Source organism: Bacillus sp. mrc49, assembly GCF_002803435.1.
The window spans coordinates 55360-70530 of record NZ_PHNG01000451.1 but is presented as its reverse complement, the minus strand read 5'-3'; the positions used below and the strand labels follow the sequence as shown (position 1 = coordinate 70530).

At 41.4% G+C, this 15171-nt stretch carries 12 protein-coding genes and 1 pseudogene; 1 reads left to right on the top strand and 12 read right to left on the bottom strand.

Annotated features, from left to right (window positions below; all coding sequences use genetic code 11):
* Window positions 1–248: 248 nt before the first annotated feature.
* From CVN76_RS03055 to CVN76_RS03005, 10 genes and pseudogenes are all read right to left on the bottom strand, one after another.
* Window positions 249–701 (bottom strand): VOC family protein, encoded by a 453-nt coding sequence (locus CVN76_RS03055; RefSeq protein WP_100530228.1) that lies wholly within the window; start codon window positions 699–701, stop codon window positions 249–251.
* A 457-nt stretch (window positions 702–1158) separates the two neighbouring features.
* Window positions 1159–2352: a M20 metallopeptidase family protein gene (locus CVN76_RS03050; RefSeq protein ID WP_100530227.1), complete on the bottom strand. Its 1194-nt coding sequence runs from the start codon at window positions 2350–2352 to the stop codon at window positions 1159–1161.
* 81 nt (window positions 2353–2433) lie between these two features.
* On the bottom strand, window positions 2434–3432 hold the full coding sequence (locus tag CVN76_RS03045) for an asparaginase (RefSeq protein WP_100530226.1): 999 nt from the start codon (window positions 3430–3432) through the stop codon (window positions 2434–2436).
* A 129-nt stretch (window positions 3433–3561) separates the two neighbouring features.
* The gene (locus CVN76_RS03040; RefSeq protein ID WP_100530225.1) at window positions 3562–5043 is read right to left on the bottom strand and encodes a sodium:solute symporter family protein; all 1482 of its coding nucleotides are present in this window, start codon (window positions 5041–5043) and stop codon (window positions 3562–3564) included.
* Complete coding sequence (locus CVN76_RS03035) at window positions 5040–5237, bottom strand: DUF3311 domain-containing protein (protein WP_100530224.1); 198 nt, start codon at window positions 5235–5237, stop codon at window positions 5040–5042. Before CVN76_RS03035 ends, CVN76_RS03040 begins: the two co-directional genes overlap by 4 nt.
* A 211-nt stretch (window positions 5238–5448) precedes the next feature.
* Window positions 5449–5787: a DUF2294 domain-containing protein gene (locus CVN76_RS03030; protein ID WP_100530223.1), complete on the bottom strand. Its 339-nt coding sequence runs from the start codon at window positions 5785–5787 to the stop codon at window positions 5449–5451.
* Window positions 5788–6369: 582 nt separating this feature from the next.
* Window positions 6370–7341: a UV DNA damage repair endonuclease UvsE gene (gene uvsE / locus CVN76_RS03025; RefSeq protein ID WP_100530222.1), complete on the bottom strand. Its 972-nt coding sequence runs from the start codon at window positions 7339–7341 to the stop codon at window positions 6370–6372.
* Window positions 7342–7501: 160 nt separating this feature from the next.
* On the bottom strand, window positions 7502–8008 hold the full coding sequence (locus CVN76_RS03020) for a PCYCGC domain-containing protein (RefSeq protein ID WP_232732084.1): 507 nt from the start codon (window positions 8006–8008) through the stop codon (window positions 7502–7504).
* Window positions 8009–8098: 90 nt separating this feature from the next.
* Window positions 8099–10083 (bottom strand): annotated as a pseudogene (gene pulA / locus CVN76_RS03015) (type I pullulanase); the annotation flags it as partial.
* Between the two features lie 260 nt (window positions 10084–10343).
* Window positions 10344–12473 (bottom strand): ATP-dependent Clp protease ATP-binding subunit, encoded by a 2130-nt coding sequence (locus tag CVN76_RS03005; RefSeq protein ID WP_100530219.1) that lies wholly within the window; start codon window positions 12471–12473, stop codon window positions 10344–10346.
* A gap of 466 nt (window positions 12474–12939) precedes the next feature.
* Between CVN76_RS03005 and CVN76_RS03000 the strand changes: the two genes are divergently transcribed.
* Complete coding sequence (locus CVN76_RS03000; RefSeq protein WP_232732083.1) at window positions 12940–13485, top strand: DUF4334 domain-containing protein; 546 nt, start codon at window positions 12940–12942, stop codon at window positions 13483–13485.
* A 290-nt stretch (window positions 13486–13775) separates the two neighbouring features.
* On the opposite strand, the gene CVN76_RS02995 is transcribed toward CVN76_RS03000, so the two are convergent.
* Window positions 13776–14219 carry a C40 family peptidase gene (locus tag CVN76_RS02995; RefSeq protein WP_332850592.1) on the bottom strand — a complete coding sequence of 148 codons (444 nt, stop codon included), beginning with the start codon at window positions 14217–14219 and terminating at the stop codon, window positions 13776–13778.
* Between the two features lie 218 nt (window positions 14220–14437).
* Window positions 14438–15064, bottom strand: a complete 627-nt coding sequence (locus CVN76_RS02990) for a metal-dependent hydrolase (RefSeq protein WP_100530217.1) — start codon at window positions 15062–15064, stop codon at window positions 14438–14440.
* Window positions 15065–15171: the final 107 nt, after the last annotated feature.

Here is a 15171-nt window from a genome sequence, read left to right as displayed (position 1 = left end):
ACTATCGGGCGCTCATATTGAATAAGAATTTTTTTTAATCGAGATGGAACGGATTTTATCATTGTTTTTGCATGCACGAACCCAGCAACTCCTTGGGACCAAGGGACACCAAGAGTCCCGCAGCGTGAATGCTGTGATATATGAGACGCACCTTACTTTTTCGAATGACTTACACACTGCTTTTTTGTTTCATTTTTCACTTCAGTAATGTGTATTTCAGGAACGGCTTTTTATAAAACGTCACTTACTTATTTGTTATCGAGTTGTTCCGCCAAACCGATTAGAAGTCCTTCGGTTCCACGAATGTAGCAGAGCCGATACGAATCCTCGTACTGCACCACTTCGCCAACGAGCTGAGCACCAAACTTAATGAGTCTGGATACCATTTCGTCAATGTCTTCAACGGTGAACATCACGCGCAGATAACCGAGGGCATTTACAGGAGCTGTCCGGTGATCTGATATAGTAGGTGGATTTATAAATCGCGAAAGTTCAATTCGGCTGTGGCCATCCGGGGTAACCATCATAGCGATCTCTACGCACTGAGAACCCAAACCGGTTACGCGGCCAGCCCACTCTCCTTCGACAGTGGCTCGCCCTTCGAGGTTCAGGCCAATCTCCTCGAAGAAAGAGATTGCGTCATCAAGGGATTCTACAACGATGCCGACATTATCCATTCTTAGTAATTTGTTTTTTGCCATAGTTTTATCTCCCTTATGTGTAAAATTTTTTTTGATTATCTTCCTAATTATACTATTAACAAGTTACAAATTCCTTCCAAATGTCAAACGCCTTATAAGCCCTCTGCTTTTGGAGTAATAACGTTAGAAACATTCGATAGCGCAGTTGCTGTTTTCAATAAAACAACTTCGACTTCCCGACAAATATTCCTGCCCTCCACTCCATTAAATGGCCCTTTAATGGAATAATGCTATCATTACTTACCAATTCCTAATTGCCACTCAAATCCATCATTCCCCCTTGCTCAGCTAAAGAATAGATAGAGTATCAGTGAGTGATGAAATCAACGTCATTGAAGAGATAACACAGACAACTTCCGATGCTCCTATCTGGTTACAATGGTCATGGGAAAGATTCACATTAGTTGAAAGCCCACTCTATTTCTTTCTCTTACCGAACCACATTTTTGGTCTTGGGTCAGCTTGCTTCCTCGTTTAAAAAAGTCAAAATAAGTTGAGTTGTAAGGGAGACACCATATTTCAAAGATGTCAAATTTACATGGAACTTCGGATGATGCCATGGAAAGCACTCTTTGTCCTTAGTCCCAGTTCCCCAATAGATAAAGACAGAAGGAACGGATTGGGATAAGTAGACAAAATCGTCGCCGCTCATATAAGGATTTTCCAATGTAACGATGCTGTTTTTGCCAATGCTGGCTAATGCAGTCTCTATCGCCAGCTGAGTCATGTGTTTGTCATTCCAAGTGGCAGGATAGCCTCTTTCGTATTCGTATGTGTACGTTCCGCCCCAAAAATTCGTTATTGAATATAACAGTGCTTCAATTTTTGCTTCAATGGCCTTTCGTGTTTCTTCATTGATCGTTCGTACCGTGCCCGCCAAATCTACCCGATCGGCAATTGCATTGGATGTATAGCCTCCCTTTATTTCACCAATCGTTACGACCGCTTTATCAACGGGAGATACCTGCCTTGCAACAATGTTTTGAATGCTTGAGATGAATTGACCTGCCATCGCTATAGCATCAACACTTTGATGCGGAGCTGCCGCATGACCGCCCTTTCCAATCAAGGAAATATAGATCCGGTCACTGCTTGCGAGCATACAGCCCTCCTTCATTTGGAATTGACCTGGTAGTAAATAGGGGTTAGTATGAATGCCAACCGCCGCATCTACTTTTGGATTTTCTAGAATTCCTTCCTCGATCATACGGACAGCCCCACCTGGATGAACTTCCTCTGATGGCTGAAACATGATTTTGACCGTTCCTTTTAATTTGGCTTTCCGTTCTTGCAGCAAAGCTCCTACACCTAAGCCAACCGTTACATGTGCATCATGCCCGCAAGCATGCATAGCGCCCCTATTTCTGGAGGCATATTCCAGGTCTGTCTGTTCGGTAATTGGTAAAGCGTCAATGTCCGAACGCAACAGGATGGTTTTCCCCGGTTGTTCGCCATGAACTTCAGCACAGATCCCTGTATTCGCCATCTTCCTGTAAGGAATGTGGAGCTTCTGCAGTTCATTTTCAATGAATTTCTGTGTTTCATATTCTTCTGTACTTAATTCGGGATATTGATGAAGATGTTTATAAACACGTTGAAGGTATGGCTCATGTTTCTCTTCTATATAGTTCACACTAATTCCCTTTCCCATAAAATCACCACTTTCTGTTTATTGAGGCTGACAAGATTATTCTATGTCCTGCCACTTTTATTTACCGTCTGCATTCTTTTACTAATAAATTTCAAACATTCGTTGAATCTCTGTTGATTCATGTGTTTTGGTTAGGCCAAGCTGTAGTAAAATCCTGGCCTTTTGTGGAGTCAAATTATCTGATGTGATAAAACCGCTTTCCAAATCAACCGGTTTTGTCGTTACAAAACCATTACCAATCCGAGAAGTGCTGACCACCACTACTCCCCGTTCGTTAGCATCTTGTAACCCTTGACGAGTTAGCGGGAAAATGCCTCCATTACCTGTTCCTGCGTGTACAATTCCCTCTGCTCCTGCAGCAACAGCAGCATCAACCAGATCTCGTGTGTCCTGACTATGCCCAAACAATATATCAACACGAGGCAATCGAGGTACATCAGACAAGACGAACTCGGACTCTGCTGTATGCTTTCGCAAACTTTTATAATAAAAATGCGGTTTGCCATCTACCATGTACCCCAATAACCCAGCTTCAGGTGAACCAAATGCGTCAATGGCAGTGGTATGAAGCTTACTCATTTCTCGTGCTGAACCAATCCTGCCGTTTAAAGAGATTAAAACACCATGACCTCGTGCCACATCACTTGCAGCCAGTGCTACACCATTGTATAAATTAAGCGGTCCATCTGCACTAAGTGCTGTTGCTGGCCTCATCGCACCCACCATTACGACGGGCTTATCACTTTTTACGGTTAAATGAAGAAAGTATGCCGTCTCCTCCAATGTGTCCGTCCCATGTGTAATCACTACACCATCGCAATGGGATTGCGATAACAACTCATTTACCTTCATGGCCAACTTAAGCAATAGCTGATCTGTAATGGCAAAACTAGCTATGTTGGCAATTTGATAACCGCTTACCTCTGCCAAATCACAAACCTGTGGAACTGCTTTTATTAACGCTTCCACTGTAAGAACACCCGCCCGATATTGCGTGATTTGCGTACTATCTGCTCCCTTTCCGGCAATCGTCCCCCCGACAGCTAGGATTGTAATTTGAGGTAATTTTTCTTTGCTCATGCCTGTAGGTCCCCTTTCACTCTCTGTTTTCCTTCTCCATCATGCTTGGAGCAGTCGTTTTTCAGATTCTGCCTTCATCTCTGAAATAGATGGGCCAACCCATTCAATGCCTTCCTATCTTGTTAACTTCTAGTCTTTATAACTAGTCACCCGTTGTACTTGAATTTCCGCTTCTCTGCGTGTAATCACACTAACCAAAACTAGAACGAATGCATTCAATATCATGGCGATGAATCCAATGTTGATATCTGTGATGAGCGAGGGCCAATCTGGGAAAAGAATCACTAGCTTAGTCTTGGTGATGGTGAAATAAGCTAGGAAAATAGCACCGGCGATAATACCGGCTAATGCCCCCTGTTTTGTTACAAATGGTTTTTTCATTAAGCTAAAAATGAATGCAGGGAACAACTGGGTCAAAATAGAGGAAGCGAAAATACTTAGCTCGACGATAAAATTACCGCCTTGGAAGACGAAGTAAAGGGACAGCAGGGCAAAGACAGGAACCAAGCTTTTGGCGACGGTTGTCACATGTTTCTCGGTAGCTTTTGGAGATACGACTTGATATACGTTTTTAGCTACTAACGTAGAGGCGTTCAACAAGATCATGGAACCGGGTACTAAAGCTGTCAGTAAGCCTGTCCCACCGACGATTCCAACAAACCAAGGGTTGAACGTTTCTTTCACGACACGAAGCAAAGCAAGATCGGCATCTGTTCCTTCCAAGTCAGGAACTTGCAGGATTGCCGCAAAACCCACAAAGAAGATTAATACAATCAAAATTTGATACAACGGCATGATAATCGCATTTTTACGTAATGATTTCGCACTCTTTGCAGAATACGTTGCTTGGAAAGAGTGAGGATACATCCAATAACCAAGGCCAACCACCAGGATTGTAGACAAATACCAGGAAATACTTTGTTCTTTTGCAGGGAGAGTTAGAAATCCTGGCTTTGCTGCATCAATCGCCTGGAACATGGATTCAAAACCTCCGTAAAAGTGGATTGGCAGATAGATCCCTAAAAAGAGGGCTATCCCTAAAATAATTACGTCTTTTATCGCTGCAATACTGGCAGAACCGTGAATGCCGGAAATGCTTACATATACAATCATGGCAAGGACACCTATCCACATAGCCATGCTAGGTGAAATCAAGCCATAGGAAGTTTCAGAAACGATGATCCCCAATCCTTTTAACTGAATCATCAACAAAGAGTTCAAGCCCAAGACCGCAACGAAGGAAACTACAATACCCAGTGCAGGGCTGTTGTACTTGCTTGCAAAGAAATCGGAAAAGGAAAGCAACTCGTGCTTTTTGGCGTACTTCCAAACGGCCGGTAACATCCAGTAAGACATAATGAATGCGAGACAGCCGTACCCTAAAATATAAAAGGCAGGTGCTCCCTTGCCATAGGTATAACCACTAGCTCCCAAAAAAGTGAAGGTGGTGTAGTTTTCCCCAGCCATCAATAAAAAAACGAAAAGGGTACCAAAGCCACGTCCGCCAACTGTCCATTGCTCTAAACTCATTTTTTTCCCTTTTTTCGCACGTATCGCAACTATTAGAGCAAGCAGCAAGAAGAGGGTAATAATCAGCAGTGCACTATTCATTCATTTTCCTCCTTGTTGATAGGATCGAATTTGTAGATAATCAGCAAGATTCCTGATGAGATAACCAGCCAAAGCGTATGCCAAAACAGTAAGAATGGCATTCCTAATACGATCGCATTCACTTTGCTCGCAAAGACGCTACCTACAAGTATTCCGATAAATGGAATAAACCCAAGAAGATAAACTGGTTTCAAAAAAACTCCTCCTTTTTCTTTGAAATTTCTTAATAAAGCAGTGGAATATAAAAAAAATAAGGAGCGCTTGTATAGAAAGTCAAACCTTTCTAACAAGCGCCCCTTACTTCGTAAACAAAGTAAATGGCTACTCATCTTTACTGTATGCGTCTCATCTCTTAAGAATTGATCAAAAGAGTAGTGACAAAATATGTATATTCGCTCATTGATTCTAAGCCAGAATGACTTCTGTAATGGACCATTGGGTAACATAATCGTAATCGCGCAGTATTACTGCAATCTTTAGATCAAATTCCTGCTCCAAATATTCCCTGATTCGTTTTTTGAATATCTGTGACATCTGAACGTCTACTTCTCGTTTCAGTGCTGGAACCTCACATTCTAAAGCAAGTGATTGTGGTGTCCGTCTATGTTTCGTACGGAAAGTAATGAATTTATCATCAATTTCTATTTTTAACAAAGTTGTACCTGCACCAAACAAACCTTTACACACCTCGTTGTATATAATGGTCAGCTTCTTCTTGATTTCATTAGAATCAGTAAGGTACATACGATCACCCAAAATAGTATTTTTTGAAAGCGCTTCCTGGAGGTAATTATACCTATAACATACGATTTAATCAACCACTTTTATGCCATTTTACCCTCCTTCATTCTGAACAGACTTCGGCGAGAACCGCAATTCCCTCCCATTTCAGCCTTGAAGGCGCAAAAAATATCACATATATAACAGAAAGAGGGGAAATAGGTGTAAATTTACGGTTGTTATGATGTGAATAAAAATGTGAATAAAAATCTCAGAAAATTTTCATTAGGATTGTACTGTTCAGTTTATGCGGATAGTGCCATTCATGTAATAAGCTATGGCACCTTTACCCTATAGTAGCAACGAAACCATAGAAGGGAAAAGGGAATCAGGTAGTGAATATATCCTTGCCCCTCCTCTTTTCTAATTAGTGGAACTTTCCTTCGCATAGGAGATAGCGTTTCTTTTTTAAAATTTCCTGTTATTCTGCGTTTCTTTGTTTTAATGATTGTTTATTAATTTACAATAATAACGTTATGTAAACTAAATGCATTGATAAAGAGATTTACTAGTCCCCTCTTTATCAACTATTTATATTTCGCCAAATTAATGGATATAAAAGCTGGCCTCGTCAATGATTTCGATATCTTTGTATCCTTTCATCTGTTCCATCAATTGAAAAAGTGCTTCATCCTTTTGCTTGGCTTCGATCATGCAATCAAGCTGTGGAACCGTTCCTTTTATCCTTCGCAAAAATTCCATGAACTGTGTCGGATCCACATATTCAGCGTGTGCCCTAAATTCCTTATCCGATCTTGGACTTGAAATATGCATCTTGGGAGGCAGTTTCGAATTTCTCCAGCTATTAATGATTCGGTCCCAATGTTCGGTCCAGTTTTCACCAGGTAAGTGATGAGCAAGATAATGGTGATAATCAAAAACCATGGGAATCCCCAGTTTTTCACATAAGTAAAGAGTTTCCGACAATGTATAAGTAGTATCATCGTTTTCCAGGATGACCATTCTTTGAATAGGTTCAGGGATCAAGCCCCAATTATGAATGAATTGTTCTAAAGCCTGTTCGTGCTCCCCGTAACCACCGCCCACATGCAAGACACAGCGATGCTCGGGATCGACCCCCATATGGCACAACAAAGTATGATGTATTTTTAAGGTTTTTAATGATGTCTTAAGAATATTAATATTGGAACTATTCAAAATCACAAAATGATCTGGATGAAAATCTATCCTCATCTTTGGATGTTTGGATAAAAAGGTTCTTATTTTAGCAAGCTCGTCAGTGATGGGTTCGATATAATCCCATTCTGGGATTTCCGGATGATTGGCCAATGGAATCAATTTAGATGAAAGTCTAAAAAACTGAATCCGGTTCGCTTCGTTATGAATCAGTAACCGCCAACAATTATGAAGATTGGAATTGGAAATGCGTTCGAGCTTCCTTATGGCAGCATCTCTATCCTTAATTTTTGAAAACTGAGCAAAAGTCATCGTCTGGGATGGTGAACAGTTTGGGACATGATTACTCATCGCTACATAACCAAGGCGTATTAATGTCAATTGAATATCTCCCTTACATTTTTTGTATATTGGAAGTATTCCCCTATCACGCTCAGGTTATATTGCCTGTGGCCAAGAAACCATTCTTCAAGGGAAATAAATAATGGCCTTTTCCCGAATGTAACCGGAAAAAAGACCAATGCTCAGGCTTGAGACGCCATTACACCTGTGGGGTGGGAGTCGGTTTTGCATATCCACTTTTGTATTTTTCGTCCACTTTGTTCCTGATTTTTTTAATGTTCATGCCGTCATTCCAGTCCAAAATTGATTGTGCTGCTATTTCCAAGCAAACGCCGCACTTCGTCCCGTGGTCGTCCCAAACCACTTCACCATTTTGTTTATTCTCATGGATAAAGCAATCATAGTTATTTTTATGGTTCGCTGATTCCCCGCAACCGCAGTAGCAGGGGATTTTTTCTAGTAAATCTTTATTTTGGGCAACCGCTAAATAGATGGTTTTCATGTCTTCCGGTTTTCCTGATAAGAAATTTGGTGCGATTTCCTTACTTGCGGTTTCTTCTTGGACATCGGCTGATGCTTCATGTTCAGAATGTCCTTCATGGCTGGTTTCTTTTTTTTCGACAACGCTTTTTTCTTCACTCGCACAAGCTGAAAGCAATAATGTAGAACAAACTCCAAAGGTCATGGTCATCATTTTAACATTCATTTTGACACTCCTTGCTCCAGATTGATATTCCCATTTTATTACACTTGGTTCATTTCTACAAATTTATTGAAAGGGTCCATCCCACTAGTTTCATGGCAATTTTTTTAATACATATGAAGATAAGGGGGAAACGGTTATTTGATTCCCTTTAATTCTTTCTATTTCTTCCAGGCCAGCAAGCTGCCCATTCGCTAAAACGGACCAATCCCCGTGCTGCGGAAGTGCAAGGTTTGTCGATTGCCAATTTGCGTTGTGGATGACAGCCAATCTTGAATCTTCCGTTACTAAAGTGAATGCAACCACGTTTGGCGGGGCCTCGATGAACTGTAAACACTGCTCGATTTCTTCGGGTGTGCTCAATCTGAAGGCACTGTGATTTTTCCTGATCGAAATCAAGCCCTTCATATATTCGACTTCGGTGTTAAAATCTTCCCTTCTTTTCCAATCCAAGCGGTTTATCCAGTCAGAGGATTGATAGCTATTTTCATCGCCATCCTTCGAGCGCATGAATTCCTGTCCAGCATGTATCATCGGTATTCCCTGGGACAGCAGGACGATGGCGGAAGCCAATTTATGCATCTGTTTACGTTCTGTTTCGGAAGCCTCTGGATTAGTGATGGCAAGCTTATCCCATAGGGTGAAGTTATCATGTGCTTCCACATAATTGATGACTTGGTCTGGTGTTTGATAGGTTGCAATTTGGTCATCGTAGTGCAAACCGGCAGCTATGCTTTTTCTTATGATATCTTCCATCCCTGGTTTCCCATTGATGAATCCCTTATCATGCTTATCCATTACAAAACCTTTTAATCCGTCCCTGATTGCATCATTAAAATGAGCGATTCCAGGCATTTTATAAGCATTTTTTTGATTCGCCTTCTTTTCTTTGGGCAATGGAGTATTCATATCCCATCCTTCGCCCAGCACAATGATCGTCGAATCGATCTCTGTAAGCGTTTTTTTCACCTCATTCATCGTTGCCACATCATGAATCCCCATTAAATCGAAACGGAAGCCATCAAGGTTAAATTCCTTTGCCCAATAGGCGACGGATTCAACGATGAATTTACGCATCATTTTACGTTCGGATGCGGTATCATTGCCTACCCCGGTGCCATTCGATAAAGTACCGTCGTCGTTATAGCGGAAAAAATAGGTGGGTACCAGCTTATTGAAGTTCGAATCGGCCACTGAATAAACGTGATTATAGACCACATCCATGATGACACGCAAACCATGGTCATGAAGGGCCTGGATCATTTCCTTCAACTCCCTGATCCTCACTTTTGATTGGTAAGGGTCAGTCGAATAAGATCCTTCTGGTGCGTTATAATTTTTCGGATCATAGCCCCAATTGTATTGTGGTTCCTTTAATTTCGTTTCATTGACGGTGGCAAAATCGAAGATCGGAATAAATTGCACATGGGTCACCCCTAGATCCTTTATATGGTCCAGCCCTGTTTTCACTCCCTTAGGACCTTTCGTCCCCTCTTCAATCACCCCCAGGAATTTACCCTTCTGTGTGATTCCGCTCTCCGGATGGATCGATAAATCTCTTGTATGTAATTCATAGATGATGATGTCCTCCGGTTTATCAAGCGGAGGTTTGTCACGTGTCCATTTTTTTGGATTTGTGTCAGCCAAGTCCACCACGACCCCTTTATCACCATTGACCGTGACTGCGCGTACATAAGGATCGACGGCTTCATCCCATACCTCTCCAATCTTGACTTTATATGTATAAATCAAGCCATCGTGATCGCCGCATAATTCTGCAATCCATGTCCCCTTTTCAGAACGAGCCATCTCGATTTCAAGTCCCGCTGAATCATCCCATTGTTCATACGTGACCAGTTTTGCTTCAGATGCTGCTGGTGCCCATAATCTGAAACACGTTTTATCTTTATGGTAGGTATTCCCCAGGTCTTTGCCTTCAAAGAAATAGAGGCGGTCCACTTCTTCTGGATTCAGTGGATGAATATTCGCAACAGGAAGTGAAATTGATGGATTTTCTGTATCTTCATCCGTCTCTTTTCGATTATCGATATTTTCTTCTTCAAAATAAAGTGAATCTTTAATAAGTCATTCCCCCATTGAAATTCCCTTTTCAGAACAGGAATCCATGTATTGTCTATACTTATGGCCCAAAATTGGATAATTTGCTTAACAGTTTGGGTTCCCATGACTTGATACAGTAAACTGGCAATCAAAGAGAATATTCTGAATTTGGATTTGTAACTTTATCATATCAATGTTTTCTATCCAATCATAAAATAATGCTAAAAAAAATGCCTCCATAACAGTATTACGGTCTAGGAGGCATTTCTAGTACTCTTTATCGTGTTTTAATTATGTTCACACGGTCGTTTTCTACGATTGCAGTGAACTTCTTAACATCAGGCTGCTCAAAAATGAAATCAGTGATTCCGTCCTCAAGCTCTTCCTGTAGGACCCTGCGAAGCGGTCTGGCACCGAATGTCGGATGATATCCCAATTCAATCAGTTTTTGTTTGGCTTCATCCGTTACGGTTATGGATATTTCTTGTGCAGCCAATGTCTCGCCAAGTTCTTTCAGCATGATATCGACGATTTGGAGAAGGTCTTCCTTCTTCAATGCGGAAAATTCGATGATGCTATCGAATCTATTCAAGAATTCCGGTTTGAAGAAATTGCCCAATGACTGGAGGATGGAAGCTTCGTCCACTGCAGTACTTGTGCCGAACCCCATGACTTTTTGTTTTTCGCCTACACCGGCGTTGCTTGTCATGATGATGACCGTGTCTTTGAAAGTAACAGTGCGGCCTTGGCTGTCCGTTAACCGGCCGTCTTCCAAAATTTGCAGGAACATGTGCATAACATCTGGATGCGCCTTTTCAATCTCATCCAATAAGATGATGCTGTATGGTTTACGGCGAACCTTTTCAGTTAATTGTCCCGCTTCTTCATGACCAACATATCCAGGAGGTGAGCCAATTAACTTGGAAATACTATGTTTTTCCATGAACTCACTCATATCAAGGCGAATCATCGATTCCTTGTCCCCAAACAATTCGTCAGCAAGGGTTTTTGCCAATTCCGTTTTACCGACTCCCGTTGGTCCAACGAAAAGGAATGAACCTGTAGGACGATTTTTCGATTTCAGCCCTGCGCGGCTTCTACGGACGGCTTTTGCAACCTTCCTGACTGCTTCTTCCTGTCCGATGACTTTATTCATGAGGTTAGCTTGAAGGTGCAGCATTTTCTCTTGCTCGTCTTCCTGTAACTTGCCTACCGGTATACCGGTTTTTTGTTCGATGATGCTCTGGATGTTTTCAATGGTAACGATTGGTTTTACAGAGTTGCTTCCTGACTGCAATAACGTTTCAAGCTTTTCTTCTTCATCGCGCAGTGTTGCCGCTTTTTCATACGCTTCTTCTTTTAGGGCATGTTCTTTTTCTTTATAGATTTGGGCAAGACGCTCTTTCAAATCCTCTTCCTGTCCATCTTCAATCGTCAGGTTCAACTTGGAGCCGGCTTCATCCATCAAGTCAATTGCCTTATCTGGCAGAAAACGATCTTGAATGTATCGATTCGACAGCTCCACTGCCGCTTTCAGTGATTCCTCACTATAGGTAACCCCATGATATGCTTCATAGCTTTCTTTTAATCCTTTTAAAATCACTAGCGCTTCATCCGTTGTCGGCTCATCAACCTGAACCGGTTGAAAACGTCGTTCAAGTGCACCGTCTTTTTCGATTTTTCGATATTCAGACAAAGTAGTCGCGCCGACAAGTTGAAGTTCACCCCTGGCGAGTGCAGGTTTTAAGATATTCCCGGCATCCATTGATCCTTCAGCTGAACCGGCCCCGACAATTTGGTGAATCTCATCAATGAATAAAATGATGTTTTTTCTTGTCTGTAATTCACTTATCAGTTGCTTCATCCGTTCTTCGAATTGGCCCCGGATTCCGGTATTGCTGACAAGGGAAGCAACATCAAGCATATAGACCAGCTTATTGCGCAATTTAGCAGGTACAGAGCCTTCGGCAATGGCAAGGGCCAGACCTTCCGCAATGGCTGTTTTACCTACCCCCGGTTCACCTATTAGAACTGGATTATTTTTATTTCGCCTATTCAGAACTTCTATCACTCGTTTTATTTCTTCATTCCTGCCGATTACCGGATCAATCAGCCCTGCTTTTGCGGCATCGGTCAAGTTGCTTCCATATTCCTCAAGCAACCCTCCTCCTTCACTTTGGCTAACAGGCTCTGGTTGAGGTGCTTCGTTATGATTAAATGGATTGAATGGATGCTGGAATCCATTGAACTGGGCTTTCCCAGTATCGATTCCCCCCATTGCTGCTCCCAGCTTATTTCGTTCTTCTTTATAACAAGTGGAGCACAGTTTCACATCATGCTCCTGACCATTCATATTTAGATGGACTTGAATATTAGCTTGGTTTACATGGCATTTTTCACAAAACATGTAGTACTCCTCCTTAAAATATCGTGATTAGGAAACTTTGACCTTCTTTGACCTTATGAGTTTATTATACATTGACCTTCTTTGACTTTCAATCATTTTGTCTTCGAATATGTATAACCACATCAGAAATCTTCCTCATTCCATAATGGGGATAATGTTGGAGATCCCGAAATGGTTTGCTAAGCATATTAAATGATCGATCGAGAGTCAAATGATTCGGCCTCTTTTCGTAGGAGTATCGAAGCCATTTTTATTTATTACCCAGTGCAGTGCGACTTATAACCCACAGGCGAATGCTAACTGTACCGAGTGAAGCAGTTCCTTAATTGGAGAGGCCGTCAGTTTGAGGTTTTAATTAGTCAAGTTTAGGTGAAAGCTATCCATTACTGAAAGTGCTGCGGGAATGAGCATCAGAACAGGAAATCACACTTCTTTGAAAAGCGAAGATAATCAGGAGGGAAACTTATTGCATGATAAGGACATTCTAAACGAGCTACTGCGAAGAGGAAGTTCACAAACTGAAGCTTTTGAATTCTTTGACCGGCTGGGGACGGTCGGCTTCGAAGAGATGAGAGGACTATGGAAAGGAGAAGAACTTAGAACTGGGCATCCAATGGAAGGCTTGTTACCTGCATCGAATTGGTATGGCAAGAGATTCATTAATGAAGAGCATGTCCAGCCACTTGTATTCCAAAAGGGAAATGGAGAATTGTTCGCTGGGAATCCTGGTCTAATGCCGCTTAGCATAAACTATGGAAAACTCCCTGACACATTCATTACAATCGCCTTGAGAATTTTTCGCCCCTTGATAAAAACAAAAAAAAGCTGGGCAAGGCTGAGACAGATCCAATATAGGGGAAAAGTAAGCGCGGCAATGGTTTATGATCAAAAAAGCATCATTGATCTGTTTAGGAAAGTTGACGAAGATACATTGATTGGTGTCATGGACATCAAGAATTTTTTTCCTGGCAAGTCATACTTCTTTGTTTTAAGAAGAGTAAATGAACCATGAAGAATCTACGCTTTAAGATCGGGCCTGTCTTTGTAATTTTACAAAAGGTTTGAAGTACATCATCAACAAATGATGGGAATGGAAAAATCAGCTTTAACTTAAGCCCATTCATTCCGTACGCGATTAGGATGAAGCTCTCTTTCGATCGGTTCCAGCATCGTCGGAATTTTTTTTTACGAGCATTACCTAGTGGGGCATGTTTCAAGATAATAAACCAACCAACAGATTGGAGAATGTGAACAAAAAAAAGAGACTTCATCAAGTCTCATGCTTTTCGTATTTGCTTCGAATTATAAGCGTTTTGCCCCGATGTATTTCGGCTTCCAATATGGATTATTGGTTTGGGCATATGACACTCCCTTAGAGGATGCGGAGTGTATGAATTGATTGTCACCTATGTATATAGCTACGTGTGTAGGCTTTTTCGCTTTATTTGGTGCGAAGAACATTAAGTCCCCTTTTTGCAGCGTTTTAACTGACTTGCCTTTTTTATATATGTCAGCAGCCGTCCTCGGTAGATTCTTGCCAGCCTTTTGGTAGGAATATTTCACTAGACCGGAACAATCAAAACCTGATGATGAAATGCCGCCCATTTTATATTTTGTGCCCAATTCACTTTTGGCCACTTTAATTGCTTTTGTATGATATGAAGCAGCTTCGGCTTGGCTCCCTGTAAAGGTTGCTGACCCAAGCATGATAGCTAATGACAATCCGACGACAATTTTCTTGAACAAATTAATTTACCCCCTGATGTGATTTGCTAAACCTAATATACTAGAAAATGCATATCATTCGCATCACAGGATCTTTACAATTGTGTTACATTTAGTAGAAATAGGTAGAATGACCAAAAATAAGCGATAAAAAAGTCGGATTTTACCTACGTTCATACTGATTCTCTTCTACCATTAAGCCATTGAAGCAAAAAAAACAGTGGTTGATTCAACCACTGTCAAAACTCCTTAGAGTAGAATGGCAAAAATAACTTTACGCCCCGTTTATTGAAAGGTAGGAATTTCATATCGGCTATTAAATGACTGATATATCCGAATAAACATGTAGTGAAAATCCCGTCAACCCCAATCGCTGCCTCGAACTGAAAGGCAATGATACCGAAGAAAACAATGCCGGCAATCGAATGGGTATAACTTCTATGAGGCGTAAAGGATGCTAGAATCATATAGAGACCCAGCAACCATAACCAATTTTCCTGTAAAGACATCCCAATGCCCAAAACCCCTAATCCGCTCAGGGTGAGCATATGCCTTTGTGTTATGAATGAGGAAATAATGATTATTCCGATCCCTGCCCCAGCACCGATCCATTTTTCGGTCTCAAAGCCTTCCAATGCGCTATAAATGATCATTAAAATTCCAATTGTTTGAGCCAATGTCCTAATGAACTTGTGTGAAAACGTAATCCTATTGCTTAACTTCCCATCAATATCCATGTCGGGCATGAGGCCGGAAACGCCCCCGATTCCTACCAAAAATAACGTGGTGGTCGGATCCGTTTGTAGTGAATTGGCCGTTAAGTATCCAACTGTTGCCCCAAGTGCCATGTGTGCTGTACCGTTCAATGTCTCTCTCCTGTTCCACTAAGAAGTTGTGTTGCCTCCAAGAAACGAATGTTTGTTCGAAGCTTTATTATTACTATACAATATTTTGAATGGAATTTCTTTATTTC